Annotated in this window: 27 protein-coding genes; 8 read left to right on the top strand and 19 right to left on the bottom strand. The window is 38.2% G+C overall.

Annotated elements, in window-relative coordinates:
* Positions 1-8: 8 nt before the first annotated feature.
* Positions 9-2,108, bottom strand: a complete 2,100-nt coding sequence (locus tag K2N75_RS04945; RefSeq protein ID WP_297680232.1) for a TonB-dependent receptor — start codon at positions 2,106-2,108, stop codon at positions 9-11.
* 188 nt (positions 2,109-2,296) lie between these two features.
* Here K2N75_RS04945 and exbB point away from each other — a divergent pair, with 188 nt between their 5' ends.
* From exbB to K2N75_RS04930, 3 genes are read left to right on the top strand one after another with little or no spacing between them, the layout of a single operon-like run.
* Positions 2,297-2,725 (top strand): TonB-system energizer ExbB, encoded by a 429-nt coding sequence (gene exbB, locus K2N75_RS04940; protein ID WP_297680234.1) that lies wholly within the window; start codon positions 2,297-2,299, stop codon positions 2,723-2,725.
* Complete coding sequence (gene exbD, locus K2N75_RS04935) at positions 2,725-3,114, top strand: TonB system transport protein ExbD (RefSeq protein WP_297680236.1); 390 nt, start codon at positions 2,725-2,727, stop codon at positions 3,112-3,114. The genes exbB and exbD overlap by 1 nt, the downstream gene beginning before the upstream one ends.
* On the top strand, positions 3,111-3,758 hold the full coding sequence (locus K2N75_RS04930; protein WP_297680238.1) for an energy transducer TonB: 648 nt from the start codon (positions 3,111-3,113) through the stop codon (positions 3,756-3,758). The genes exbD and K2N75_RS04930 overlap by 4 nt, the downstream gene beginning before the upstream one ends.
* A gap of 51 nt (positions 3,759-3,809) precedes the next feature.
* Here the strand turns inward: K2N75_RS04930 and K2N75_RS04925 are convergent, their stop codons facing one another.
* From K2N75_RS04925 to K2N75_RS04900, 6 genes are all read right to left on the bottom strand, one after another.
* Complete coding sequence (locus K2N75_RS04925) at positions 3,810-5,663, bottom strand: ammonia-forming cytochrome c nitrite reductase subunit c552 (RefSeq protein ID WP_297680240.1); 1,854 nt, start codon at positions 5,661-5,663, stop codon at positions 3,810-3,812.
* Between the two features lie 18 nt (positions 5,664-5,681).
* Complete coding sequence (nrfH, locus tag K2N75_RS04920; protein WP_297680244.1) at positions 5,682-6,149, bottom strand: cytochrome c nitrite reductase small subunit; 468 nt, start codon at positions 6,147-6,149, stop codon at positions 5,682-5,684.
* Positions 6,150-6,556: 407 nt separating this feature from the next.
* Entirely contained in the window at positions 6,557-7,903 is a 1,347-nt protein-coding gene (locus K2N75_RS04915; protein ID WP_300120082.1) for an anaerobic C4-dicarboxylate transporter, read from the bottom strand.
* Between the two features lie 9 nt (positions 7,904-7,912).
* Positions 7,913-9,319, bottom strand: coding sequence for an aspartate ammonia-lyase (locus tag K2N75_RS04910; RefSeq protein WP_297680750.1), 1,407 nt, complete (start codon positions 9,317-9,319; stop codon positions 7,913-7,915).
* A gap of 132 nt (positions 9,320-9,451) precedes the next feature.
* Positions 9,452-10,801, bottom strand: coding sequence for an MATE family efflux transporter (locus K2N75_RS04905; protein ID WP_297680752.1), 1,350 nt, complete (start codon positions 10,799-10,801; stop codon positions 9,452-9,454).
* 233 nt (positions 10,802-11,034) lie between these two features.
* The gene (locus K2N75_RS04900; protein ID WP_297680754.1) at positions 11,035-11,757 is read right to left on the bottom strand and encodes a uroporphyrinogen-III synthase; all 723 of its coding nucleotides are present in this window, start codon (positions 11,755-11,757) and stop codon (positions 11,035-11,037) included.
* Positions 11,758-11,802: 45 nt separating this feature from the next.
* On the opposite strand from K2N75_RS04900, the gene K2N75_RS04895 reads away from it, so the two are divergent.
* Complete coding sequence (locus K2N75_RS04895; protein ID WP_297680756.1) at positions 11,803-12,135, top strand: rhodanese-like domain-containing protein; 333 nt, start codon at positions 11,803-11,805, stop codon at positions 12,133-12,135.
* A 297-nt stretch (positions 12,136-12,432) separates the two neighbouring features.
* Here K2N75_RS04895 and K2N75_RS04890 read toward each other — a convergent pair whose 3' ends face one another.
* From K2N75_RS04890 to K2N75_RS04865, 6 genes are all read right to left on the bottom strand, one after another.
* A complete protein-coding gene (locus tag K2N75_RS04890; protein WP_297680758.1) occupies positions 12,433-13,653 on the bottom strand; it encodes an aminoacetone oxidase family FAD-binding enzyme in 1,221 nt (406 codons plus the stop codon).
* A 33-nt stretch (positions 13,654-13,686) separates the two neighbouring features.
* Positions 13,687-14,613 (bottom strand): acetyl-CoA carboxylase carboxyl transferase subunit alpha, encoded by a 927-nt coding sequence (gene accA / locus K2N75_RS04885; protein ID WP_297680760.1) that lies wholly within the window; start codon positions 14,611-14,613, stop codon positions 13,687-13,689.
* Positions 14,614-14,616: 3 nt separating this feature from the next.
* Positions 14,617-15,852 (bottom strand): beta-ketoacyl-ACP synthase II, encoded by a 1,236-nt coding sequence (locus K2N75_RS04880; RefSeq protein ID WP_297680762.1) that lies wholly within the window; start codon positions 15,850-15,852, stop codon positions 14,617-14,619.
* 71 nt (positions 15,853-15,923) lie between these two features.
* Complete coding sequence (gene acpP / locus K2N75_RS04875) at positions 15,924-16,157, bottom strand: acyl carrier protein (RefSeq protein WP_026944368.1); 234 nt, start codon at positions 16,155-16,157, stop codon at positions 15,924-15,926.
* Positions 16,158-16,237: 80 nt separating this feature from the next.
* On the bottom strand, positions 16,238-16,981 hold the full coding sequence (fabG, locus tag K2N75_RS04870) for a 3-oxoacyl-ACP reductase FabG (protein WP_297680766.1): 744 nt from the start codon (positions 16,979-16,981) through the stop codon (positions 16,238-16,240).
* Between the two features lie 42 nt (positions 16,982-17,023).
* Positions 17,024-17,863, bottom strand: coding sequence for a YaaA family protein (locus K2N75_RS04865; protein WP_297680768.1), 840 nt, complete (start codon positions 17,861-17,863; stop codon positions 17,024-17,026).
* Positions 17,864-17,988: 125 nt separating this feature from the next.
* On the opposite strand from K2N75_RS04865, the gene K2N75_RS04860 reads away from it, so the two are divergent.
* Positions 17,989-18,396: a hypothetical protein gene (locus K2N75_RS04860; protein WP_297680770.1), complete on the top strand. Its 408-nt coding sequence runs from the start codon at positions 17,989-17,991 to the stop codon at positions 18,394-18,396.
* Positions 18,397-19,059, top strand: a complete 663-nt coding sequence (locus K2N75_RS04855; protein ID WP_297680772.1) for a 16S rRNA (uracil(1498)-N(3))-methyltransferase — start codon at positions 18,397-18,399, stop codon at positions 19,057-19,059. It abuts the gene before it with no gap.
* Positions 19,060-19,089: 30 nt separating this feature from the next.
* Here K2N75_RS04855 and K2N75_RS04850 read toward each other — a convergent pair whose 3' ends face one another.
* The 3 genes from K2N75_RS04850 to K2N75_RS04840 all read right to left on the bottom strand — a co-directional run bounded on the left by K2N75_RS04850 (position 19,090) and on the right by K2N75_RS04840 (position 20,919).
* Positions 19,090-19,614 (bottom strand): hypothetical protein, encoded by a 525-nt coding sequence (locus tag K2N75_RS04850; protein WP_297680774.1) that lies wholly within the window; start codon positions 19,612-19,614, stop codon positions 19,090-19,092.
* A gap of 26 nt (positions 19,615-19,640) precedes the next feature.
* Complete coding sequence (locus K2N75_RS04845; RefSeq protein WP_297680776.1) at positions 19,641-20,312, bottom strand: hypothetical protein; 672 nt, start codon at positions 20,310-20,312, stop codon at positions 19,641-19,643.
* Between the two features lie 70 nt (positions 20,313-20,382).
* A complete protein-coding gene (locus K2N75_RS04840; RefSeq protein WP_297680778.1) occupies positions 20,383-20,919 on the bottom strand; it encodes a hypothetical protein in 537 nt (178 codons plus the stop codon).
* A 428-nt stretch (positions 20,920-21,347) separates the two neighbouring features.
* Between K2N75_RS04840 and K2N75_RS04835 the strand changes: the two genes are divergently transcribed.
* Positions 21,348-21,818 carry a prepilin-type N-terminal cleavage/methylation domain-containing protein gene (locus tag K2N75_RS04835; RefSeq protein WP_297680780.1) on the top strand — a complete coding sequence of 157 codons (471 nt, stop codon included), beginning with the start codon at positions 21,348-21,350 and terminating at the stop codon, positions 21,816-21,818.
* Entirely contained in the window at positions 21,818-22,204 is a 387-nt protein-coding gene (locus tag K2N75_RS04830; protein ID WP_297680782.1) for a prepilin-type N-terminal cleavage/methylation domain-containing protein, read from the top strand. The genes K2N75_RS04835 and K2N75_RS04830 overlap by 1 nt, the downstream gene beginning before the upstream one ends.
* A gap of 13 nt (positions 22,205-22,217) precedes the next feature.
* Here K2N75_RS04830 and K2N75_RS04825 read toward each other — a convergent pair whose 3' ends face one another.
* The 3 genes from K2N75_RS04825 to K2N75_RS04815 are packed head-to-tail and all read right to left on the bottom strand — an operon-like array spanning position 22,218 to position 25,833.
* Positions 22,218-22,796, bottom strand: coding sequence for a UbiX family flavin prenyltransferase (locus K2N75_RS04825; RefSeq protein WP_297680784.1), 579 nt, complete (start codon positions 22,794-22,796; stop codon positions 22,218-22,220).
* Positions 22,793-23,701 (bottom strand): flagellar basal body P-ring formation chaperone FlgA, encoded by a 909-nt coding sequence (gene flgA, locus K2N75_RS04820; protein ID WP_297680786.1) that lies wholly within the window; start codon positions 23,699-23,701, stop codon positions 22,793-22,795. The genes K2N75_RS04825 and flgA overlap by 4 nt, the downstream gene beginning before the upstream one ends.
* Complete coding sequence (locus K2N75_RS04815; RefSeq protein ID WP_297680788.1) at positions 23,692-25,833, bottom strand: cation-translocating P-type ATPase; 2,142 nt, start codon at positions 25,831-25,833, stop codon at positions 23,692-23,694. The genes flgA and K2N75_RS04815 overlap by 10 nt, the downstream gene beginning before the upstream one ends.
* Positions 25,834-25,860 lie beyond the last annotated feature (27 nt).

The raw sequence follows: 25,860 nt of genomic DNA, 5'->3' as shown, positions 1-25,860 counted from the left end.
TTTTATCCTTAAAATTCTGCGCGCAAAGTAAGCCAAAGATTCCTACCCGGAATCATTCTTTGATAATTATTTGTATAAGACAATCCTCTTGCACCTTGATAAGTTACATAATCCACAAAGTCTTCATCTAGCAAGTTGTTAATCACTGCTCCCAAAGTCCATTTTTTATTAAAATGATAATTTGCTCCCAAATCTACCGTGTGCATATCTTTATAATACGCTCCTGGACCAATATTTGCGGTGTGTGCATTCGTCGTTGGAGTTTTTAGCTTTCCGACATAGCGCACATAAGTATCCCATTTGCTTTGTTTGTAGGAGAGTTTTGCGGAGAGATTATGTCTTGGCACATCGTTTAAATCACTCCCTTTGTCCGCCCCACTCTTTTTCTCTGTTTCTGTTAAAGCATAGTTTAAATCCGCATAGATTCCATTAGGAATCACAGAGGTCAAAAGTGCTTTGCTTTTTAATGAAATCTCCACACCTGAAACCACTGCTTTGTCTATGTTTTCATAAATATTACACGAATCGTATCCACATATTCCATATCCGCTTGGCAACATTGTGCCATTTAGATAATTTTGCGTGCTAATCGCCTTTTTTAAGTCTGTGTAGAATCCTGTAATCGTAAAAGTCGCCAAAGGCAACTCTACGATTCCACTTAATTCATAATTCCAACTCTCCTCTGCTTCCAAATCCTTGTTTCCATATGAGGCAATATCTCCACTCCCTCTACTGCTACTCACATCATACAGCCCATCATAACGTGTGGCAAGCTCTGGAAGCCTTAAGCCACTTGAGATTCCAGCCTTTAAGGTAAGCCACTCTGTCGGATAGGTATTAACATAGAATCTTGGATTGAAAAACTCCTTATAAAAGTCATCATAATTCACCCGCAATCCCGCAGTGGTAGAAACATACTCATTAAAAAAATATTCCCCTTCACCAAAGAGCGCAAACTGATTGGAATCCTTATCAAACTTCGTATCACGATTAAAAAGCCTTTCGTATTTATAATAAGGTCCACCGGTTAAAACCAAAGCACCTTTATCACCAAAATCATAATCTTTTTTCAAAGAAGAGCTTAAAATAATATTAGAATCATCAACCAATCTTGTTCTATCCGGAGTGCCTGCGCTTGCTCCTAAATTCACATCTTTGTGCGGAACTTTTTGCGTATCAAGATATTGGATATAATTATTAATAGAACCCCAATCGTAGCTTCCATCGTGGTTTAAAATCGCGTTATAGCGATGATATTCTCTCACAGCTGTATATTGGGCAGAAGAAGTATTTAAGCTACCCATTCGTTGAAATCCATAATCAAAATCCGCATAAAAACTATTTTGCGCGTCCAAGAGATAATTTAAACGCCCCCCCCCTGAAATATTACGATAACCTGTCGGAGAATGGCTTGTATAAGGATTCGTGCTAGTGGGTATATAACCCGGAATATCTTTTTGATAAAAATAATTTCCTTCACCATAATATACTTTACCTCTAAGGTTTGCGGAAAATTGTTCATTGATAGGCACAAAAAGATTGCCATTAACTCCATAGGTATTTCCCCAAGTATCGTGATGCTCTTGTAAGCGAGTCTCTAAAGCAATTGTTCCGCTTAACTCACTTGGATTCTTTTTTGTGATAATATTAATCACCCCACCCATTGCATCACTTCCATAGATAAGAGATGAAGGACCACGAATCACCTCTACACGTTCAATCATACTTGCAGGTGGAATAAATCCACTTGTAGAATCAAAACCCGCACTATCAAAACCTGCGTCCATATTCACGCGTTTGCCATCTATCAAAATCAAAGTATATTTAGAAGCCATACCACGCATTTGGATTGTCGTTCCTCCTGTCTTACTCACCGTCGTAGAAACACCCGGAACTTCCTGCACAATATCTCCCAAATCTCTAATAGGACGATTTATAATCTCTTCTGCAGGAATCACAGAAATACTTGCGGGAGCTTCTTTAATATCTTGTTCAAATCCAGAGGCACTAACGACAGAATCCCCTAAAACAAACTGCTCCGTCCTTGCAGATGAACTTCCTTGGGCTATTAATATTGCAACTGGAATACTAAAAAAAATTTTACGCATTACCTTTTATCACTCCTTTTTGAAAATTGAAGTTAGAATTATAATAATCATTACTAAAATTAATATAAAATTTAAACAAAATTTTGCTTTTTACTTAATTTGATTAATTATTAATGATAATTATTTTTATTATTTTATAAGTTTTAAAATTTCATAATTTGAAAATTACTTTTACAAAAAGGAAATTTATGGAAATTCTTAAATCTTATGTGGATATTCTCATTTTTACAATTCTTGGATTAATGGCGTTTATAGCTCTTTGGTGCGTGATTGAGAGGCTATTGTTTTTCAGAAAACTTGAACCAAAAAACTTCAGCACTCAAGAAGACTTTGAAGCAGCCATTACAGAAAATCTCACAACATTGCATATTATTTATTCTAATGCTCCTTATGTTGGACTGCTTGGCACGGTGATTGGCATTATGATTACCTTTTACGATATGGGACTTAGTGGAAATATTGATGTCAAATCCATTGTAATGGGGCTTTCTTTAGCATTAAAAGCCACTGCACTTGGGCTACTTGTTGCAATTCCATCTCTTATTGGCTACAACGCACTTTTTAGAAAAGTCAGCCTCTTAAGCAATGATTATAAAGCAAATACAAGGAATCCATAATGTTAAAAATTCAACATTCAGAGGGACTAAATGTTGTTCCTTTTATTGATGTCATTTTAGTTTTACTTGCAATGGTGTTGAGCATTTCTACCTTTATTGCCCACGGAGAGATAAAAATAGAATTGCCAAAATCTGATTCAAGTATGCAATCCTCTAATGATTCCAACAAAATCCAAATCCTTATTAACGCGCAAGATATTTTTTACTTGGAGGGCAAGGAAGCCACACTTGAGGAGATTCAAAAAAGAATTAATACTTTGAATAAACAAATGATTGTGGAACTCAAAAGCGATAAAAATGCGACCTTTAATAGCTTTGTGCAAATTATTGATATTTTGAGAACAAATCATCACGAGAATTTTCAAATCATTACCGAGAAAAACCAATGAATGCACTTTCAACTCACAAAGCCCAAGCTTTTTATTTAACAACTCTTTGTTTCTTGCCTTTAATCATAGGATTTTTTTATACTACTTCCTATTTTAAGCCTATGAATCAAGAAAATTTTACGCTTAGTATGCAGCAGTTTATCGCACAATCCTATATTTCTCACTCTCAACAATCCGCACAACAACCATATATGGAAAACAACAAACCGATTCCAAGAAAACACAAAATACATAAAAAACACAAGCACATAAGAGACAAATCATTTTCTCAAAGCCAAACAACCACTCAACCTCAAAACAATACAAACTCCGTATCTCCTCAAAATACAAGCGAAACACAAACGCAATTTTTTTCCTATGGCAAAGACAATAATCCTTTTTTAAAAGCTGTAAAATTAGCGACTGATAATGCCACCATTTATCCGAGACAAGCACGAAAAATACGCATACAAGGAAAAGTTTTAGTGGAATTTCTATGGACTAAACAAAAACAATTAAAGGATTTAAAAATTATTAAAAGTTCAGGATATGAGATTTTGGATAAAAATACACTCCAAACCATACAAAGAGCTTCGGTTGATTTTCCAGTCTATACAAATAATGTGCGCTTGCAGATTCCTATTATTTATCAGTTGAAAGATTAAAGAGCACCAAAGGCAGAATCGCAAAGGATTCCGCTTTGGCTTAAGAGAGAATTAATACGCAGAAGTTTTAGAATCAATTGCCTTATAGTTATAAGGTTTGTTGTTTTTATCCAATTCCATTAATTCTTTTGGAGCTGGACCATTGATTTCTTCGTGTTTGTAATAACGTTCTCCTGCTTTATGTCCATTCAAATCCACTTTATAGCGAATCTCGCCAGGATTATACTTTTGAATCTCCTCAAAACCTAAATTAGAGGTTTTAAAGTCTTTGATTCCATTTGCATTTGCGATTTCAACGAGTTTTGTTTGCCCCATTCTAGCCATTTCAACTGCTTGAAGTAGCATTCTGCTTGCTTCTCTTGGATTATGGAATCCTGTGGAGTTTTCCGCACCGACGAAATCACCTCGCATTTGTCCTTTGCGGTGAAGTTCTAATGGCTCTTTTAAAGCCGCGGAAATCTTTTTATCATCTGCTTTGCCATCAGTTTGGAAGGCAGGCAATGCACCAAGTTTCTCGCGCATAACTTTAATATCCTCAATTAAACTAACCGTTGCATATTCTGCACTTCTTAAATCAAATGCAATGGATTTTTGAATATCAAAAATTTGCGCTTTTAAATACTCCTCGCTTTGTGTATGGCAAGTTTTACACGCAGCATTAATGTCTTGTAATGGAGAGGTGATATTGTGTTCTGTCATTTTTTTCGCCCCTTTGCGTTTATAAGGCATATGACAATCCGCACAACTTACGCCATTTGCTGCATGGACACCACCACTAAAAAGCTCTGTCTCTGGGTGTTGGATTTTTAACATCGGAGCTTTTGTGATTTTATGTTGCCAATCTTGAGCAAAAATATCACGCACTTTTTCATAATGCTCATCAAACATTTCAATTCTAAAAGGCTCATTTTTCTTCCAAGCACTCCAAGGGAATACCAATTCTAAGCCTGCAACTTCAATTTCAGTCGGTTCGTTGCCATTTCTCCAAGAATCAAACTCATCATAAGTTTTTTGTGTGCCATTCCACCATTTTTGTGTAGAATCGTTTGCAATAGATTCTCCCATTACTTTAACTTTTGTGCCTGTTGGCTTGAAATAATATTCCACGTGGCATTGTGAGCAAACCAATGTGCGCATTTCATCGCGACTTGCTTTGATTCCTGTTACTGGATCTTTTTCATAACCACGACTTACAAGGGCATTAATTGCGGCTTGACGAGTTAAACGCAACTGCATATCATTTGGATTATGGCAATCTGCACAAGTTACACCCATTCTTTTCCCCCCGTGTGGTCCGCTATGCTCTGGTGAGTTTTCAGCGATTCCATTTACAGCTGGAACATTTTTAATCATTGTCCAATATTTAGTAGAGTTAAAAGAAATCCATTTTTCCTCTGGAGTATTTCCGATTCCAACATTTTTAAGCAACCAAGGACTCCAACCACTATGGCAATTCATACAAGCTGTTGGCTGTCCGCCAAATCCTGCAAAGCCGTGTGCATTTAGAAAATCTTTATTATTTCTTGCTGTATCCATTTGATCCACTTGAATCCAAAAATGTCCTCTCTCCTCATTTGCATCTATACTAAAAGGATAACCCGCCCAAAGAATCGTAAGTTGTGGATAACGAATCAATTTAGAATAAGCTAAATTCCCACCAAATTCTGTTGAAACGGGAGCTTGTTTTTCTACCGTTAGATACATATCCAAATAATCTGGGAAATTTTTACCCCAATGGTCAAAGGTTGGATTCTCATCACTCATTTCTACAAAGCCCTTAGAGCTTAGCCCACCTGTGCTTTCTGCCTGTTTTTTGCTAATATCAGAATTTAGCCAAAACATTCCAGCAATCACAATCAAAACAATCACCACCAAAATCGGCATTAAAGGCGATTTTTTTTGCATTTTAACCTCCTAAATAATTTAAAAACCTCGTTTATGCCCTACGCCTGCGTGGCAAGAAACACAACTAAGAGACTCATTTCTATGTGGATTAGTCGTTGGATTGACGACATTACTCACCATTTCGCTATGACAACGCACACAATTATCTTGAATCATACCTTTAGACTTTTGTGTCGCACTCAAATTCGTTGGCAACACATCTAACTTAAAGGTAAAAGCATACGCATGCCCTACTCCGCTTTCCGCTTTTGCAATCCACTTCTCTACAAATTCGTGCGGCAAATGACAATCATTACAAGTTGCGCGTGGCTTCCCTGCGACTTTTTTTGAATGTGAGCCTTTGAGCCAATCATTATAAACATCATTCATAATATGGCAATTATTACAGGCTTCACTTTCATTGCTAAAATAGGACATACCTTTTGCATTATAAAAAGTATAAAATCCTATCAAACAAGCAAAAACGCATAGAATCCCGAACAACAAAGCGACAAATGGGAGCGGTGTTTTGGGTTCTTTACCTTTCAAGCGACGCTCCTTTTAGTATTTTTTGAATCCAAAATCATTAAATAAGAGATTTTAAATTCAAGAATATTATTTTAATTTTATTTTTTAAAAAACTCCTTGACTTAAATCAAAAAGTAAATGAAAGGTAAATAAAAGAGCCATTGTGGGATTCTGTGGAATCGTAATGCGTAAGCGTGAAACATTTATGAAATTTGGGTGAATTGCCGATACATTTGCTTCAGCGCAAACCCATAACCTTGAATTAAATTTAATTTTTCATAAAATCTTAAAAGTGAGATTCTTTTGTTTAGATTGTTTTACCTCGCAAGAACGAGCATAATAAAAAAGTAGTGTAATTCTCCAAGCACAAGGCTTAGAGAATAAGTTTATACAAAAGCAACTGCAACGAATCCTAAGATAACGCTAAAGGCAATAGCTAAAACTCCGGGAATCAAGAATGCGTGGTTAAAGATATAATGCCCGATTCTTGTTGAACCTGTATCGTCCATTTGCACCGCACCAAGTAATGTAGGATAAGTTGGCAATACGAATAAAGCAGAAACCGCAGCAAAAGAAGCAACAATCATATAAGAATCGCCGGGATTTGCAACACTAATGCCTAACGCCGCAATGACGACAGGTGTAATGGCTTTTGCAGTCGCTGCTTGAGAATACAACAAAGTTGCTGCAAAGAAATAAGCAACTGCTAACAAAGCTGGAATTTGTTTAACCAAATCACTAGAAAGCTCACCAATTTGTACTTTATAACCATCTACAAATGTATTTCCAAGCCAAGCAACACCAAGGACACACACACACGCAATCATACCAGATTTAAATACGCTAGATTCTGCAATTTTACCTACTTCAATTTTGCAAAGAATGGTGATAAAAGTTGCTACCCCAAGCATAAAACTCATAATCGCTGCATCTCTAGGCACGACAACATTTTCAATAAAGACTGGTTTGCCACCGATTTTTGAAATCGCAGTCGCATACAAAACAACAGCCAAAACGCCGATAAGGAAAATCCCAACAGAAAGTTTTGCACCTTCTTTAAGTTGCATATTTTGCGCACCTACTGCTGGCTTTACCAAACCTTTTGCCAATCTGTCTTGATAAACAGGGTCTTGACTTAAATCAAGATTTGAGAACATTGTAACCACCAATGCTGTGAGCATACAACCGACAAATGTAGTAGGAATCCAAATAGCCAAAAGAAGTGGATAACTCCAACCAAGTGGCTCTAGCGCACCAGTCATATATACAACCGCCGCACTTACAGGACTTGCAGTAATCGCGATTTGGCTTGCGACCACAGCAATAGAAAGTGGTGCAGAAGGTTTAATGTTTTGCTCTTTTGCTACCTCAACAATAACAGGAATCATAGAAAACGCAGTATGTCCAGTCCCTGCTAAAATGGTCAAGAAATAAGTAACGGTAGGAGCAAGGTAGTTGATATATTTTGGATTAGAGCGCAAGATTCTTTCAGCAATTTGAACTAAATAATCCAAGCCTCCAGCAAGCTGCATTGCAGAAATTGCCGCAATAACAGACATAATAATCAAGATAACATCCCACGGAATCGCACCAGGCTTCATACCTAGACAAAGTCCTAAAATCACAACACCTAAGCCCCCAGCATAACCAATCCCAATTCCTCCAAGTCTAATTCCTACAAAAATCGCACCAAGTAGCACAATCACTTGCAGGATAAGCATTAACATTTCCATTTATTTTCCTTATTTTTTTGATTTCATTTGTGGATTTAGCATATTTTTCGGGTCTAAGATTTTATCAATCTCTTCTTTTGGTAAATAGCCTCTTTCCAAACAAATATCCGCCACTGATTTGCCTGTTTGCAATGCTTCTTTTGCCATACTTGCAGATTTTTCATAACCCAACACTGGATTAAATGCAGTTACGATTCCAATAGAGTTAAGCACTGCATTTTTGCAAGCTTCTGGATTTGCTGTCAAATCTTTGATAGCTTTTTGCGCTAAAGTTCTCATTGCATTTTCCAAAACTATTACAGAATTAAAAAGTGCGTAAGCAATACCGGGCTCAAACGCATTGAGTTCAAACTCGCCTCTTTCGCTGCAAAGCATAATAGTTACATCATTGCCAATCACCTCATAGCAAGCTTCTCCAACAACTTCGCAAATTACAGGATTCACTTTGCCAGGCATAATAGAGCTTCCGGGCTGCATTTTTGGTAAATTTACCTCTCCAAGTCCGCATCTAGGACCGCTATTCATCAATCTTATATCATTTGCGATTTTAGAAAGTCTTACTGCTGCGGTTTTAAGCGCACCACTGACATGCACAAAATCCGCTGTATCTTGTGTAGCAGCGATGAAATCCTCTGCGGGTTTAAATTCTACACCAGTAATTTCTTTCAATTTTTTCTCTACCACGAACTTATAATCTGGGTGGCAGTTGATTCCTGTTCCAATCGCAGTTGCACCCATATTAAGCACCGCCATAGATTCTCTTGCTACTTTAATTTTTGCAATATCACTTTTGATATAACTTGCAAACGCATTAAATGAATTTCCAAGTGTTGTTGGCACAGCATCTTCTAGCTCTGTGCGTCCCATTTTGATAATGTCTTTCCATTCTTTTGCTTTTTTCTCAAGCTCTGCTTTAAGCTCCTCCATTGCCTCAAGCAAATGTCCTAATTTCTCGTGAGTTGCAACTTTGATAGAGCTTGGATAGGTATCATTCGTGGATTGTCCCAAATTGGTATGGTCATTAGGGTGAAGATATTGATATTCCCCCTTTTTATGTCCCATACTTTCCAATGCAATGTTAGTGATGACTTCATTAACATTCATATTAGTAGATGTTCCAGCACCTCCTTGCATCATATCTACGACAAATTGGTCAATAAATTCACCATTAATCAATCTATCCGCAGCTTTTGCAATCGCATCTGCTTTTTGTGCATCAAGCACCCCTACTTCTTTGTTTGCTAATGCAGCTGCTTTTTTGATTTGCGCAAACGCCTTGACAAAAAAAGGATAGTTTTTGAGTGTTCTTCCTGTCATTTTGAAGTTTTCCACAGCTCTAAAAGTCTGCACTCCATAATACACAGAATCGTCGATTTCTAATTCGCCAATGAAGTCATGTTCTTTTCTAGTTCCCATGATAACCTCTTTCTGTAAAAAATTAAAATTTTAAAGATTAACCTTATTAATAATCTTTAATAAATTGATATTACACTTAATATATTTATAGTTTAATAAAATCTATATATAAAATAAAATTTTTATAATTTTTTAATGATTTTTCAAAATGCCTCGTTTGCGCTCATACAAAATAATTCCAAAAGAAACAAAAGTAGCGCACAAAGTTCCCAATGGATAGGACAGAATCACACCATTAAATCCATACATTTTAGGTAGGATCATCACAAAACAAAGTGCAAAAAGCAAAGTATAGGAAAAAGTAATTATAAAAGAACTCAATGTACGCTGAATGGATTGAAAGAAAATCGCACTTACAATATTAACACCCAACAATATATAGCCTAAAAAATAAAATTTCATTGCATTTTGTGTATCACTTAATAAGCTTGCATCACGCATTGCAATATCATTAGGCAAAAACCAAGCAATCAAAAAAGGAGAGGAAATAAAAGCTAAGAAATAAAGTGCGATTCCACCTCCAAAGCTAAAAACTAAACCAAAGTTAAATACTCCTCGCACGCGTTCCATAAGTCCTGCACCATAGTTAAAACTTGCAATCGGTTGCACGCCTTGCGCCATAGAAAGCAGAATCGTAAAGGGAATAATTCCGATATACATTAGCACACTATAAATCGCCAATCCCCTATCTCCGACAATCTCTGCAATCGTATGGTTAAAAATTAACATCATAATACTCACGCTAATCTCCGAACTACTTTGCGGGATTCCATTTTTGGTTGCACTCAAAAGCGCAAAAATATCAAAGGCTTTAATGAGATACAAATCACCCTTTTTGCGCAAGAAATGTTGGAGCAAAATGCACATTCCAATTCCGTGCCCAAGAAGCGTGGCTAATGCACTGCTTGCGATTCCAAGCTCCAAGACAAATAAGAAAAAGTAATTCAGCACGATATTTGCCAATGAACCCACAATCATTGCAATCATCGCAAGCACAGGCTGTTTATCATTAATTGCAAAAATATCTAACATCGGGTGTAAAATAATAATGAACGCCCCAAGATAAATGACTTCGGTATAATGCCGCACAAGCGGCAAAAGTGTCGCGCTACTACCGAGCAAAAGTGCAATGGAATCGCTATAAAAATATAACACAATCCCGCCAATGAGACTTGTGCTTAGCGCAAAATAAAACACACTGCTAAACACAATCCTCGCACGAAATCCTTTCCCGCGTCCCAAAAAATAAGAAGCCATTGCCGCAGCACCCACGCTAAAGAGCAATTCAAAGGCAATAAGAATCGGAAAAATAGGCCAAGCAATTCCAATTGCTGCTAGCGCATTTTCGCCAAGTTTTTTACCCACAAAGATTCCATCAATCGTGGAATAGGTAGAAAGGGCAAGCATAGCAACAAGTGAGGGCAAAAAATAACTGAAAAATAATTTTGGAATCGCTGCCGTTTTGAGGTTAAGCTTTTTCATTTTTATGAATTTTCCTGTGTTTTTGCGGATTCTATCACAACTTTGCTTTACAATAACATTGATTTGCCAATCGTCATTGTGAAGTTTCTTAAGGATTCCACTGCGTCTTTACGAGCAAGTTTTTAAACTTGCGTGGCAATCCATAATGTCGGTTGAAACAAGTCATTGCGAAGCCTCGTTAGGGGCTGTGGCAATCTATCATCTCGCACACATTAAGTTTTACTATGGAATCTCTAAAGCGTTTTTGCAAACTCTAGCGCAACTTTCTTGCTCACCTGCGGAGAAAGCAGAATCTTTGCTTCTTTACCTAAAAGCTCTAAGGCGCATTTTCGCGTGGTTTCTCCGATACACAAGGCAATGAAACTAGAATCCCAAGTGAAATTAAGCAAAAATGCCTTAATGTGTGAGGGTGCGCTAAAAAACACCACACAATCTCGTGCCAAAGGTTCTTTTTGCGATTCTTGTAGTTGGAGTAGCAAAGTCTCATAAAGAATCGCTTGTTGTAGCGAGATTCCTGCGCTTTCTAGGATTTGCGGAAGTTTGGAGGCGATTTTGCGCGCCCGCACAAATAAGGGCTTCTTGCCTTGCAAATGCGGAATCAGCTCTTTAGCGAACTCCTCGCCATATGCACGACTTGCGCTAAAGGCAGCCTGCAAATCAAGATTCTTTAATGCCTCATTGCACCCTGCCCCTAGAGTGAAGTTTGGTAGATTTCGCCACCTCTGCATTGCCTCTGTGGCATTGGGTAGGGATTCTAAATTTTCCCTCAAAGCAAGAATCGCGTTTGCGGAGGTAAAAATCAAAGAATCGCAAGAGCAAAACTGCTCCCAAATCCCGCTTGGAAAAATCGTTTGAATCTCCAAAAGTGGCAAAACCTCTATAAAACTTTTGGAATCTTGCGATTCTAAGGCATTTAAGGTGTCGTTTGTTTTTGTGATATAATAAATCGTTCTCATTGGTTTATTTTAACGAAATTTTATAAAAACTCAAAAAGGCGGGCAATGTATATCAAAAATCAAAGTTTAGCAACACCTGTGGATTTAGAAAAAATTGATTTAAGTGAATTTATCGTGATTGATTTGCGCGGGAGGGGATATTTTCTCATTAGCCACATTAAAGACGCGTTGAATATAGAATCCCTGCAACGCATTGCCTTTATCGCGCAAGAAAATGCGGACAAAAAGATTCTGCTTTATTGCCATAGTGGCGCGACTGCGGCGGATTTTGGCACACAGCTTGCACAAAAGGGATTCCACAATATTTATTATGTAGATGAGAATTACTTCAATCTCGCAAAATATGGAATCGTGATAGAGGGTGAGGGAAAGAAATAGCTTTATTTGCAAGATTCTTTCATTTAGATTGCTTGCGATTCTTAATTTTTGTCCTTGCGAGACCTTATAAGAAGTCGTGGCGTGCATTTGCGTTCGCAAATTCACCCGCTTTGAGCTGCAAATCTACAATCAAGCATACCTGCGACTTCACTACTGCGTCCTTGCGAGCAAGTTTTAAACTTGCGTGGCAATCTATACTCGTAAATACAGAAACTTTTACAATGGAATCTTAAAAGCGAGATTTTGGATTATGGATTACTTCGGACTTCACTCCTCGCAATGACAGCTTGGTTTGCGTCATTGCAGACATTTCTCCCTTACCGCTCTTGCGCAAACCCACGCACTTGCAAAAGCAAAGGCTAGATTGTATCCCCCGCGATTCCCAACAATATCAAGCATTTCGCCGATGATATAGAGATTTGGGCATTTTTTGGATTCCAAACTCTTAGGATTGATTTCCTTTCCGCTCACACCTCCACCGCTCACCTCTGCATTCTCAAAGCCCTTTAGTAAAGGTTTGTGAAGCTCAAAATTTTTTAGTTTAAACACCAATTGCTTTAACTGCTTCGTATTTTTAGGATTCCAAGAAAAGTTTTGCGCAAAGGCTTTGGCGATTTTAGGATTCAAAAATCCGCTTAACAGCACAACAAGATTTCTCTTAGGATAGGTTTTTGCAAGATTGGCGAGCTGATTTTCCAAGTCTCTTTCCTCAAAGTTTGGCAAAAAATCCAAAATCACTTGCAAATCCTCTTCTAATCGGACAAAAGAGGAAAGGTCTAAAACCCCAAAGCCCGAGATTCCATAATCTGTAAAAAGCACATCTCCCAACACTTCGGCAAGCGTTTGATTGGCTTTTTTGAGCGTCAATTTGGCTTTGATTTTCACACCGCTTAGAGCGCGAATCAATGGGGATTCTAACTTCAAAGAAACCAAAGAGGGATAAGTCTGAACAATCTCCAATCCCAAACTTTTGACTAACTCCAACCCCTTATCGCTCCCTCCGAGCTTTGGCGCAGCTTCGCTCCCACAGGCAAGCACCACGCAAGAATATTCCCCCTGCCCTTGAGAGCTTTTAAGCAAGAATCTCTCTTGCGTTTGGCACAATTCCAAAACTTCAGTTTCTAAAGCCATTGTAAAATTTTCAGAATCTTTTAATGTATTGCTAAAGACTTCTAGCACGGATTTTGCGGAATTGCTTTGCGGATAAACCCTGCCATCCTCGCAAATCTCCAATGCGATTCCAAGTCTTTGGCAAAATTTATGAAACGTTTGAAAGTTAAAAGCCTCCAAAATACCTTGAATCTCTTGTGTGCTAAAACTTGAACTTTGATAATGTCTTGCATGGATATGCTGATTGTGGATATTGCAGCGTCCATTCCCTGTGGCTAGGAGCTTCTTGCCCAAAGTCTTGTTTTTTTCAAACAAAACCACAGGAATCCCAAAAGACAAAAGGCAAATCGCACAAAAGATTCCACTTGCTCCCGCACCGATAATTGCGACTTTTGGAATCTCTTGCAACTTTTTACCTAATGCAAACTTTTTGCATAAGAATTATTGAAAACTCCCATAAGCCATTAGTTTATTATAGCGATTCTGCAAATAATTAGAGTCCGCTTGAATTTCCTTTAAGGCAGTCAAAAAATAATTTTTAATTGCCTGCGCTGCACTTTCCTTGTCTCTATGTGCGCCAATTTGTGGCTCTTGGATAATTGCGTCAATAAGATGAGATTCTTTTAAGGATTCTGGAGTGATTTTGAGAGCTTGTGTGGCACTTTCAATCTTGCTTGGGTCATTCCACAAAATTGCCGCACAACCCTCTGGAGAAATTACGCTAAACACAGAATATTGCATCATCGCAAGCCTATCTGCCACGCCTATTGCAAGCGCACCGCCACTTCCTCCCTCGCCAATTACGATAGAAATCGTCGGCACTTTTAGCTTGCTAAATTCTTGCAGATTTTTTGCAATCGCCTCACTCTGTCCGCGCTCCTCTGCACCGATTCCGGGATAAGCTCCGGGAGTATCCACAAACATCAAAAGAGGGATTCCAAACTTTTCTGCCATTTTTGCAGTGCGCAATGCCTTACGATAACCTTCGGGATTTGGCATACCAAAGTTTCGCTGGAGTTTATTTTTTGTTCCCCTGCCCTTTTCCTCGCCAATTACCATAACCTTTTGCCCTTCAATTTTTCCCAAGAAACAAACAATGGCGTTGTCATCTTTAAAATGTCTATCTCCGTGAATCTCCAATGGCTCTTTTAAAAGCAATGCGATATAATCCATTGCATAAGGGCGGTCTGGGTGGCGCGCTAATTGGAGTTTTTGATAATCCGAAAGATTGGAATACACCTTTGCCACTTCCTTGTCTAATTCTTTTTGTAGAATCGCCATTGCGGGCGCATCATTTTTTAATTGCGCAGTTGCAATATTTTCTTGGATTGTCTTAATTTTTATTTCAAAATCTAAATAAGTTGCCACGATTTATACTCTTTTGAAAATCACAACACCATTTGTTCCACCAAAACCAAAAGAATTGCTCATAAATGCGTTAATTTTCACTTCTCGTGCAGTATTTGGAATATAATCCAAATCACAATCTGGGTCTTTTTGGATTTGGTTAATTGTCGGTGGCAAGATTCCTTTTTGCAAAGACATAAGAGAAATTACCGCTTCAATGCCTCCTGCTGCCCCTAAACAATGCCCAATCTGTCCTTTGGTAGAGCTCACAGGCGGCACTGCGCCATTAAAGACTTTTTTAAGAGCCAAAGTCTCGTAATAATCATTGTATTTCGTGCTAGTCCCGTGTGCATTAACATAATCAATCGGAATCCCTGCCATTTGCAATGCCATTTTCATTGCACGATAAGCTCCCTCACCCTCTGGTGCAGGCGTTGTAATGTGGTTTGCGTCTCCACTTTCACCAAATCCCACAAGCTCTGCATAAATGTTTGCTCCTCTTGCTTTAGCGATTTCGTATTCTTCAAGCACCAATGCCGCCGCTCCCTCACCCATTACAAAGCCATTGCGTTCGTTGTCAAAAGGACGGCTCGCAAGTTCTGGTGCATCGTTTCTATCCGAAAGGGCTTTCATCGCGGCAAACCCACCGATTCCAACGCCACAAATCGCAGCTTCTGCCGCAACAACTAGCATTCTGTCTGCACAATTTAGCATAATCGTTTTGCCTGCTTCGCTGATTCCGTGTGTGCCAGCCGCACACGCTGTAACACTTGCTAGATTAGGACCTTTAAGTGAATAATCAATAGAAATGAAACCTCCTAGCATATTTACAAGTGAGGAGGGAATAAAGAAAGGGGAAATACGTTTAGGACCGCGTTCAAAGTTAATCACAGAGTTTTTTTCAATATTTCCCAAACCTCCGATTCCAGAGGCAGAACTCATACCAAATCTCTCTGTATTGACATTGTCTAGCAATTTTCCCTCGCCACTTAGCAAGCCACTATCTTGCATTGCCTCTTTGGCGGCTTTGATTCCTAGTTGAATAAAGCGGTCTGCCTTTTTAACTTCTTTGGCGTCCATCACAGAGGTAGGGTCAAAATTCGTAATTTCCGCAGCAATTTTTACAGGAAATTCCGAGACATCAAAAGAGGAGATTGTTTTAACTCCACATCTTCCATCTACAATAGCTTTAAAAGAATCTTCTCTATTCAATCCGAGAGCATTAATCATTCCTATCCCGGTAACTACTACGCGTCTCATATTTCTCCTTATTAAATTAAAACTTCAAACAAGCGCACCCAAAGGCGCACCTAAGTTAATTTTGCTTTATTTTAAGCTTTTGCTTTTTCAATGTATGCGACAACATCGCCCACGGTTTGGATTTTTTCTGCTTCCTCATCAGGAATCTCAATCTCAAATTTTTCCTCTAATGCCATTACAAGTTCTACAACATCTAAAGAATCTGCTCCCAAATCATCTACAAATTTAGATTCTGGCTTGACTTCACCCTCATTTACATTGAGTTGCTCTACTACAACCGCTTTTACATCATCAAACATTGCCATTACTATCTCCTTAAAAAATTTCAATAAGTTAGTATTGTAACCGAGTTTTTCTTAAAAATTTCAAAAACTTTTCAAGTTACTTACATATATAATCCACCATTAACCTTTAACACTTCTCCTGTGATATAGTTTGCACCATTAGAAAGCAAAAACGCCACCGCACTTGCAACCTCTTCTCCTTTGCCGAATCTCCCTAATGGAATATTTTGAGCATAGGATTGTTTAATTTCCTCTTTCAAAGCTTTGGTCATATCGCTTTCAATAAATCCCGGAGTAACACAATTAAAGCGGATTCCTTTACTTCCACCCTCTTTGGCAAAAGATTTCGTCATCGCAATCATTCCACCCTTGCTTGCTGCGTAATTACATTGCCCAATATTGCCAATTTCCCCAATAATAGACGCAATATTCACAACTGCCCCATAGCCTTGTTTGCGCATAATTTTTAGTGCCTCTTTGCAACCAATGAAGCTTGAAGTTAGATTTGCATCAAGCACTGAAGTAAAGTCCTCCACTTTCATACGCATAGAGAGTTTATCGTTTGTGATTCCTGCATTATTCACCACAAATGCCAATTCACCATCACTACTAAGAATCGCGTTCATTCCTGCGATAAACTCCTCTTCTTTGGTTGCGTCAAAGCAAACCACTGCGGCTTCTCCATCCTCTTTTTGGATTTCCTCCTTTAGAGCGTCTGCAAGTTCTGGTTTGGAACGATAATTAATCCACACTTTTAAACCCTCTTTTGCCAATACTTTTGCAATCTCTGCACCAATTCCTTTACTAGCTCCTGTGATTAAAACATTTTTTCCACAAAATTTCATTTACAATCCTAAAAAATAAAATAGCACATATTATACACTTTTTCATACATTTTTAAGCGCATAAGTCAAAACAACGCGCTTGAAATTGCCCTCTTGCACTCTTTGCACGGATTCTAGCTTCAATCCCTCAAGATAGAGATTCTCCAAATCCGCTAAACACGCTAGCTCCTCTATCGCGCAAGCCCTAAGCAAAATGCCACGATAATGCTTAGCATAATGGCTAATCACTTTACCATTTTTAACAAAAATCGGCTCATACACCACACTTTCTTGCACATTCAAATGCGTAGGTACCTGATTTATATTGAAGCATTTTTGATAAAATCCCGCGCGTAAGTCTAAAATTTCCAAAGACTTTTGGGGATTTTTTGGATTCTCACTTGCAGATTCTACGAGATATTCCCAAATTTTTTTTGTATTTTTGAGATAAAATTGCTTTGTGTTGAATTTTATTGATTTATTTTCAAAACTTTCACCTTGCTTTAAATCATAATAAGGAATTTTATCCATTGCACGTAAAAGCCCAAAAAGATTGGAAAAAATCAATAAATGCTGACTTAAATAATCTTGCGATTCTTGTTGCAAATGCTCAAAATCTAGCGCACTAAACGCAACACCGCAATAGCGCAAAATAGCAGGCAATAAAGGAGATTCCATTAGATTTTGTGCTGCTGCTAATTCGTTTAAGGATAAAGTTTTCACACCAAACATTCGTTGAATTTCTGATTCTTTTCCGACTTTTAATACCTCAACATAAGCCTTTAAAACCTCGTCCAAACCAATATTGCAAATAAAATCTTTATAAAATGGTTCGCCTTGCTTTTCTCGCACTTTTTTGTGTTCTAAGCATTTTTTCTCGCTTGGTGAAAACAAAATCCACATTCCACACTCCTATTAAGAATATTCTGCAACAAGAAATCTTAACATATTCCACTTTCAAGATTCCACATTTGCTTTACAAAACAAGCATTTATTGTTACAATTCGCGCAAATTTTAGGACTTATCAATGGAATTTGTCGGAGAACAGCTACTTTTTATACATCTATTTTTATCTTTTCCGCTGCTTTTGCCGCCTCTTTGGAATCTTTTTTGTTTATTTACCAAAGAATCCCACACGCAAAGGCTTCGCTCCCTTGCTGTTACCGCACCTGCATATTATACGCTCTTAAGTGCAAGTCTTTTTAGCGGGTTTGTGATTTGGGCAATGTTAGGATTTGTAATGGATTTTAAAATTCTCGCAATGCTTGCATTATGGCTTGTTTGTTTTGCGCTTGAAATCCTGCGCCATAAGCGTCAAAAACTTATTAAAGTAGAAGCTGACATTTCTAAACGCGAAGCATTTTTTCGCTGGGCAAAATTCAAATACAGCTTGGATTTAAGCTTCTTTGCGATTCTACTTCTTTGGGCAATTTAAATGCAATTTATCCTTTATGAAAATGCGGGAGAGCCACAAATCACGCTCAAAGATGAAATCTATCACCACCTTTTCCATTCTCGCAGAACGCACAAATCAGAATCGCTCTTTTTGTGCAATGGGCGCGATTTAAATCTCTGTCGCTACACCATTACAGAAATCAACAAAAAAGATGCAAAACTTACCCTGCAAGAAATCCAAACTATCTCGCTCCAAAATCCTCCCAAAGGGCATTTAATTTGGGCAATGATTGAACCAAAAAATATTGAAAAAACACTTCCTATGCTCAATGAACTAAATCTAGCTAAAGTTACGCTTTTTTATGCGCAATATTCTCAAAAACAATTCAAGCTAGACTTCAAGCGACTTCAGAGAATCTTAAATCATTCTTGTGAGCAATGCGGACGCTTCATAGGATTAGAAATTGAAATTTTTTCAAATTTAGAGGAAGTGCTACAAAACTACCCAAATTTTGCAGTTTTAGACTTTGGCGGTGAGGCTTTGGTGGATTCTTTGCAAATGCCTTTAATGGTCGGCTGCGAGGGGGGATTTAGCCCAAAAGAACGCGAAATATTGCAGGATAAACATATTTTTAGCGCACCCAAATGCAATATTCTACGAAGCGAAACTGCTGCACTATACGCATCAACTTATTTGATTTAATTATAATTTCATAGCTTATAATCTCTCTTTTTAAGCCTCTTTAGATTCCTTAAGCAAGGTTTGCATTATGGAATCGCTTTGAGAATCTGTTTTTGCAAAGTTGTTTTGCAAGATTCCATAGGCGAGGAAAGCTTCTTTGTTTTTAAGTTCTTGATTCTCTTTTTCTAGTTTATCTCTTTGCTCTAAGACTTCAAAGAAAGTTTGCGAGGAATCAAAGTTAGAGGCGAGAGAAAGGAAAGTGTTTTGGGTAAGAGTGGAATTAGGAGTGGAAAATTCAATGGAAATGTTAAAACAACTTTCATCGTAGAGAATTGCGTGTGATTGAAGATGTGGATAAGGATTATAACCTCCGCTAAATTCCCAAGAAATCTTATATCCATTGATTTCCATTGAATGTGGTTGAGAATAAAAAGACATTACTTGAGCAATTGCGTCTGTAATTTGTTCTTGCAATGCAGGAGAGAGTTTATCGGTTACAGCAGCAAAGAAACTATATCCTGTGGCTTCCATTTTGTTGGCTCTATATTTATAGACTGCATCTTGAATTTCCAACATTTCTTTTTTCTCTATTTCTCCTCCGCTTAAAAATTCTTTAAGATACCCGAAACGCTTCCAAAATAGTTTGAAAACGCCTCCTCTAACTTTTGCGATTCTGTTCTTGCCCCATAGTCTAATAAAAGAGCAGAAATCTTTTCCTCATCTATCCCTAAGGATTGATAATAATCGGATAAGTGATAGCTAGCGTCTCCTGTAAGTTGATTGCTTGCATAGAATTGATTGCTTTTCTCCATTGTTTCTTGCATTAACTCTGGATTCTCTTTATAAAGTGTCAGCATTATATTATCCATTTGTTCAAAGAGAAACTTTTGAGCATTCTCTGCGTCTTGTTGTGTGATATTGCTACCCTTATTTAACTTAAGTTTATTTTCTATTGTGTCTTTAAAATGCATATCCCAATGTGTTGCCATTGTGCCGCCTTTAAATATAGAGCACCCCCGGCTAGTTTCTATTGCAAATAAATTATCTGTCGTATAGTTAATATTTTTCCACGCCTGCTGATAGAATTGTGCTTGATTGTTTATTACACTCAAGATTTCTTTATCACTTGGTAAAGTAGTTTTAGAATCTTGATTGACTAGATTGACATTATTGCTTACATTTGTAGAAGTTGTCTTGTTTGTATTGGAATCTTTAAGATTCTGATAATAACTAGAATAAAGAGAGGAGGAATAAGAATTGGTAATGCTAGACATTGCTTATCCTTTGAATAAAATCTATCAAAGGATAAGCAAAAGTTGTGCCGAAAATGGTAATTTTTATAATTTAACGATAGTTCTTAGCGTAGTTTCTGACAAGACTGCTAGCTTGATTAATTAATTTTCTACTATCTTTTTCTAATAACTGACTTGCATAAGTTCTATCCGCACTTCTTGTATAAACAGGATTGTATTGATTCACACCGATAATAGAAACACTCACTTGGTTAGTAAGTAAATTTAAAGTTGCAGAAACAACAGGCTTATAGCGTCCGCTTCCATCATCTACATTAAGAAGTCCGTAGGCAGTTTGTTCTTGGTATCTGTCTGGATTTTGCTCACTAGTATCAGGTTTAAAGTCATAGTAAGCTGTATAAGATACTCTTGTACCTGAATTATTAACGGCATCATAGGAATAGAATGAATCTCCAATTGCACGCGCCCCACCTACAACCTGCCTCATCTCCTCATCATTTAAGACTTTCACACCTGCACTTTGTTCGTTAAACTCTCCATTGGTTGCAAGTGCGATAAAATCTACTTCTGCAAAGAGTGTGCTTGAGATTCCTAAACTTAACAAAGTTCCTAAAATTAGCTTTTTCATTTTCTTTCCTTTTATTGAAAGTATTAAGCAAAATGTATTCCTGAATATTACAGAATCTTAAAATAAAGTGTAAAGGTTTTTAACTTTATTTAGTTTGTTAAGATTGTTACGCAAGGAAACAAGTTTGTGTTGAATGCTTCGTTATTGCAAGATTCCATTTTTAAAGATTTCTGTATGCGTGATTGATTTGCAAGTGTGGGCAAACTGCTACGCAATGTTTGCTTCAGCCTAAAGGCTTCGCAATGACAGAGTGGTTCGTCATTGCGAGCATTATTTATAACGCGTGGCAATCTACAATTTTACACCAAAAGTAAATTTAAGGGTTTCATTAAATTTTTCAAATCCCCTTTACAAACCATTCAAAAACCGCTACAATGCAGGCTTTGACGAAAAAAGTCCGAAGATTTTGCGCTTGACAAAGGAAAAGTATGCAGAGCAAAAAAGCTTTTACAATGCTAGAGCTTGTATTTATTTTGGTGATTTTAGGCATTTTGGCTGCTGTTGCGATTCCAAAAATTTCTGCAAGTCGTGATGACGCGAAGCTTGTCGCGCTCAAAAGCGATATTAACACACTCAAGACTTCCTTTCCTGCTTATTTTCTTGCACAAGGAGAAGGGACTTTTATTAGCGCAGTTACGCTTAGTAGCGCGAATTGGAATCTCAACGACTATGCAATCACAAGCAAACTGCAAGACAAAAACGGCAATCCTTGCGTTAGTGCGACCTTGTTAGATTCCAATCACTCCACTGCAAGCACACCAAAATCCGTGCAATTTTTGCAACTTTCTACGCAAACAAGCGGAAATGCTCAAGGCGACACTTGCGAAAGACTCATTGAAAGCATTAGTCTTGTGCGAGAGCTTAAGATTCCATTGCTTAGCAGCTCCATTGTGTTTTAATGACATCAAAACACAAATCCGCCTTTACATTATTAGAATTAGTGCTTGTGCTATCCTTGCTCGGCATTTTGCTTAGCTTTGGGATTCCACATTTTAGCCATTACACCCAAAACGCTTGTATCAAAAAATTGCAACTCCAAGTCCTAAATCTCAAACTAACCCTCAAAGCACAAAAACAGCAAAGAATCGCGACAGATTGGAACGCACTCTATCAAAACCTTGATTTAAAGCCTAGCGCGTGTTATTTTGAAAAGCAAAAAAATGGCTTTATCGCGAACGACAATGGGCGCAAGGCATATTTTGTCCTTAAAAACCTCGTCTTAGAATGCCAACACACTAAAAGTGCGCGCCTGCACAATGGCGAATCTCTCTGCGATGTGTTTTAAAAAGTGCATCAATTCACCCCCAACGCGCATAATCAAAAGGCAATAAGAGACTATCGCACCATTTACCAATAAGGAATCTTTCCATTTCCTCCAAGCTTTTTCCCGCATAATATCCAAAAATCGGTGGAGCAATTCGCACCCCAATCCTAGAAAGCTTCAACATATTTTCTAACACAATCGGGCTAAAAGGCATTTCGCGAGGCGCAAGAAGCAATTTGCGATTCTCCTTTATCATCACGCTTGCCGCGCGCGTTAGAAGCGTATCACAAATTCCGCAAGCAATCTTTGCCAAAGTATTTTGAGAGCACGGAATCACTGCCATTGCCTCACAAATAAACGAACCGCTTGCAATTTTTGCACCCAAATCCGTATCCTCTAGCAAAATAAGATTTGGAATCTCCCGCAAGGATTCTATCCAATCAACCTGCACTTGCGAGCTTGCAGAATCTTTACGATTCTCCGCTTGCAGTGTAAATTTCGCCCCTTGCGTGAGGACGCAATATTTTTCTAGCTCTTTTGGTAAAAACTGCAAGAATCTTAAGCCAAGCTCCACTCCGCTTGCACCGCTGATTCCAACGATTATGCGCCTCATAATAATCTCCCCTTTCCTGCTTCTATGATTTCTACCTCATAGGTTTTTTTACCTTGCAATGCGCGCGCCTTAATTGTATCTCCCACCGCGCCATCTTTTTGCGCTTCTAGCACAAATTCTAGCAATACACCCTCCTCACTGACGCTCACTGCAATTTTATCGCCTTTTTTTACGACACGCTTAAGGATTAAGCGGTCTTGTGTAACAATCACATCTTTGGGCGTATAAGAGCGCACAGCAACTTTTCCCATTTCATTTTCTTTCATCAATGTGCTACTGACGCGCTCAAAAGGAATCCGAATGAGACGCGCATTATTGTAGCCAATACTCTGCCGACCGCTAATAGTCTCACTCGTCTGCACGACTTGCAAAGTCGCGTCAATGGAATATTTAAAATAAACCTTGCGATTCCTTAATTGCTCCCCATTTTTTTCTTGCACTACAATATCAAAGCTACCCTCGCGTTTTTTAAGCAACTTTGAATGAAAATCAATAGACAAAATCGCATCTTCTTTAAAATCCACAGGTGTAATCTGCTCCAAATGCACTGCATTTACCTGAATCTTATAGGACTGATATTCGCGCAAAAACTCAGCTAAAATATACTTCCTAATCCCCTCAATCTCACCTCTTATGGCACGCTTAAAAGTAATAATTGGGGATTTTGCACCCACAGATATTCCCTCATTTGCAAATTTTTCTGTCATTTGAGAGCTTTTGATTTGATAACTATTAGAATTTTTAGGAATGCTAAAGAGTAAAAAATTACTTTGCAAATCCGGAAATAAATCTTTGGCATAAATAGAATTTTCTTTAAACTGATATTCTTCTTCTAGCACCAAATAAGAAAGCGCATACGACACATCGGCTACAATCAAAAACAAAATTCCAAAGATTAAGTGCAATTTTCCAACCTTAAACGCGAGATTCTTAGCGCATTGCCTACAACGCTCAAAGAGCTAAACGCCATAGCAGCCCCAGCAAAAGCGGGTTGCAATACGATTCCAAAATACGGATAAAGCACGCCCGCTGCAATAGGAATCAGCACGATATTATAAACATAAGCAAAAAATAAATTTTCACGAATGTTTTTTAAAGTCGCATTGGCAATATCAAAAACCTCCACAATGCCCCATAGATTTTCTTTTAACAATAAAACATCTCCTACTTCTTGCGCCAACTCTGTGGCTTGCGCAAAAGAGATTCCAAAGCTCGCACTCTTAAGTGCAAGCGCATCATTAATCCCATCTCCTACAAAACAAACTGCGCCCTTTTGTGCAAGTTCTACAATCACACTTGCTTTTTCTTCAGGATTGACACCCGCAAAAAACTTTGCGATTCCAAGCGTTTTTGCAATCTTTGCAACACTCTCTTCATTATCTCCGCTTAAAATCACAGATTCTATTCCGCGCGCACTCAAAGCCTCAATCGTGGCTTTTGCATTTTCTTTAATGGAATCCTGCAAATAAAATAAGGCTAAGATTTCCTTTGAATCCCCAAGCGCAATACAATTTTCACGAGGAAAATCTCGCAATGTCGTTTTGCATAGGGATTCTACCCATTCTAATGAACCCAAAGAATAAGGCATTCCTTCAAAAACTGCCTGCACTCCCTTGCCAATCTCATAGGTTTTAGATTCCAAATCAAAAGGGGTAGAATCTTTGGTAAAATCCAAGATTGCCCGCGCAATAGGGTGTGGATTGTTCTTTTGCATTGCGCAAACAAGGCTAGAGATAAAATCATAAGAGAGCGTTTGGGATAAAATCTTACAATCACGAATCACAATTTCTCCCTTTGTGAGTGTGCCTGTTTTGTCAAACACAATCGTTTTTACTTGTTTTGCCTTTTCATAAATATCGGGTGTTTTAATTAAAATCTCTGCTCTTTTTGCACGCATACTCGCACAAACAATCGCCAAAGGCACAGCAAGACCAAGTGCGCAAGGACAAGAAATAACAAGCACACAAGCAGCAATAGATAATGCAAATCCCAAGTCTTGCCCCAATGCTAGCCAAAATACAAAACAAACAATGCTAAGCAGCACGACACTCGGCACAAATATGCTAGCGATTCTATCTGCAAGTGCGCCAATAGGTGGCTTTTGCGCCTGTGAAAGCTCTAGTAAGTCCAACATTTCATAAACAAAAAATTCATTAGAATCCTTGCTCGCTTCAATCACAATTTCGCCATTTAGAACCAAACTCCCGCCAATCACCTCCGCGCCTGCGCCCAATGTTTTGGGCAACTCTTCGCCATTGATATGCGCACTGCTCACTTCTGCTTCCCCAGAGACTACAACGCCATCTAAGGGAATCTTCTCGCCACCTATGACCAAGCATTGATTGCCCTTTTGAATCTTATCTATTGCAATCCATTGTGTCTGTTGTGATTCGTTTAACAACCTCGCTTGTGCAGGCAAAAGCTTAGAGAGAATCTCTAGTTCATCACTTGCCTTTTTCTTTGCGCTTGACTTTAAGTATTCGCCTACTAGCACAAAACAAATTACCGCACTGCTGCCCTCAAAATAAAATCCACTCCCACCACTCACAAAAAGATAAAGCGAATAAAGATACGCCACACTTGTGCCAAGTGCGATGAGGACATTCATATCTGCCGATTTTGTTTTAAAAAAGCTTTTTGCCCCTTGATAAAAAGGCAATCCGCAATAAAACTGCACAATGCTTGCTAAAATTAGTTGCACAACTCCGCTCCACGCAGTGTGGAATCCACCCATATGCAAAGAAAAAATCACCGCAAACAAGGGGATTGCCACCCATAATCTCCGCTTTAGTCCCTTAATATAAGCGATTTCTTGCTCTTTAGAATCATCTAGGTTTGCAGGAAATCCATAAGAAGTAATTTGTTCAGCAATTTGTGTTTCTGAAATTTGCGTTTCATCATATGCAATTTTTGCCTTTCCGCTGATAGAATTAATCTTGATATTTTTAATGCTTGGAATCTTTTGTAAATTTTTCTCAATCGTAGAAGAACAGGCACTACAATGCATTCCGCTAATATTCAATTTGACAATTTTCATTTCTTGCCTTTATCCTTTCTTTATATA

Source organism: Helicobacter sp., from assembly GCF_029067145.1.
Taxonomy (GTDB): Bacteria; Campylobacterota; Campylobacteria; order Campylobacterales; family Helicobacteraceae; genus Helicobacter_D.
Note: the sequence above shows the minus strand (reverse complement) of the source record. Positions and strands in the feature narration are given on the sequence as shown.

What these genes read in the sequence shown, in the direction of transcription:
- K2N75_RS04910 (WP_297680750.1), bottom strand. Translation starts at nt 9,319, where the DNA reads ATGGGAACTAGAAAAGAACATGACTTCATTGGCGAATTAGAAATCGAC.
- K2N75_RS04860 (WP_297680770.1), top strand. Translation starts at nt 17,989, where the DNA reads ATGGAATTTGTCGGAGAACAGCTACTTTTTATACATCTATTTTTATCT.
- K2N75_RS04835 (WP_297680780.1), top strand. Translation starts at nt 21,348, where the DNA reads ATGCAGAGCAAAAAAGCTTTTACAATGCTAGAGCTTGTATTTATTTTG.
- K2N75_RS04925 (WP_297680240.1), bottom strand. Translation starts at nt 5,663, where the DNA reads ATGCAAAAAAAATCGCCTTTAATGCCGATTTTGGTGGTGATTGTTTTG.
- K2N75_RS04905 (WP_297680752.1), bottom strand. Translation starts at nt 10,801, where the DNA reads ATGAAAAAGCTTAACCTCAAAACGGCAGCGATTCCAAAATTATTTTTC.
- K2N75_RS04840 (WP_297680778.1), bottom strand. Translation starts at nt 20,919, where the DNA reads ATGAAAAAGCTAATTTTAGGAACTTTGTTAAGTTTAGGAATCTCAAGC.
- K2N75_RS04895 (WP_297680756.1), top strand. Translation starts at nt 11,803, where the DNA reads ATGTATATCAAAAATCAAAGTTTAGCAACACCTGTGGATTTAGAAAAA.
- K2N75_RS04915 (WP_300120082.1), bottom strand. Translation starts at nt 7,903, where the DNA reads ATGGAAATGTTAATGCTTATCCTGCAAGTGATTGTGCTACTTGGTGCG.
- K2N75_RS04930 (WP_297680238.1), top strand. Translation starts at nt 3,111, where the DNA reads ATGAATGCACTTTCAACTCACAAAGCCCAAGCTTTTTATTTAACAACT.
- K2N75_RS04945 (WP_297680232.1), bottom strand. Translation starts at nt 2,108, where the DNA reads ATGCGTAAAATTTTTTTTAGTATTCCAGTTGCAATATTAATAGCCCAA.
- fabG (WP_297680766.1), bottom strand. Translation starts at nt 16,981, where the DNA reads ATGAAATTTTGTGGAAAAAATGTTTTAATCACAGGAGCTAGTAAAGGA.
- K2N75_RS04865 (WP_297680768.1), bottom strand. Translation starts at nt 17,863, where the DNA reads ATGTGGATTTTGTTTTCACCAAGCGAGAAAAAATGCTTAGAACACAAA.
- exbB (WP_297680234.1), top strand. Translation starts at nt 2,297, where the DNA reads ATGGAAATTCTTAAATCTTATGTGGATATTCTCATTTTTACAATTCTT.
- K2N75_RS04845 (WP_297680776.1), bottom strand. Translation starts at nt 20,312, where the DNA reads ATGTCTAGCATTACCAATTCTTATTCCTCCTCTCTTTATTCTAGTTAT.
- K2N75_RS04825 (WP_297680784.1), bottom strand. Translation starts at nt 22,796, where the DNA reads ATGAGGCGCATAATCGTTGGAATCAGCGGTGCAAGCGGAGTGGAGCTT.
- K2N75_RS04830 (WP_297680782.1), top strand. Translation starts at nt 21,818, where the DNA reads ATGACATCAAAACACAAATCCGCCTTTACATTATTAGAATTAGTGCTT.
- K2N75_RS04850 (WP_297680774.1), bottom strand. Translation starts at nt 19,614, where the DNA reads ATGTTGGAAATTCAAGATGCAGTCTATAAATATAGAGCCAACAAAATG.
- K2N75_RS04815 (WP_297680788.1), bottom strand. Translation starts at nt 25,833, where the DNA reads ATGAAAATTGTCAAATTGAATATTAGCGGAATGCATTGTAGTGCCTGT.
- K2N75_RS04900 (WP_297680754.1), bottom strand. Translation starts at nt 11,757, where the DNA reads ATGAGAACGATTTATTATATCACAAAAACAAACGACACCTTAAATGCC.
- K2N75_RS04880 (WP_297680762.1), bottom strand. Translation starts at nt 15,852, where the DNA reads ATGAGACGCGTAGTAGTTACCGGGATAGGAATGATTAATGCTCTCGGA.
- K2N75_RS04855 (WP_297680772.1), top strand. Translation starts at nt 18,397, where the DNA reads ATGCAATTTATCCTTTATGAAAATGCGGGAGAGCCACAAATCACGCTC.
- acpP (WP_026944368.1), bottom strand. Translation starts at nt 16,157, where the DNA reads ATGGCAATGTTTGATGATGTAAAAGCGGTTGTAGTAGAGCAACTCAAT.
- exbD (WP_297680236.1), top strand. Translation starts at nt 2,725, where the DNA reads ATGTTAAAAATTCAACATTCAGAGGGACTAAATGTTGTTCCTTTTATT.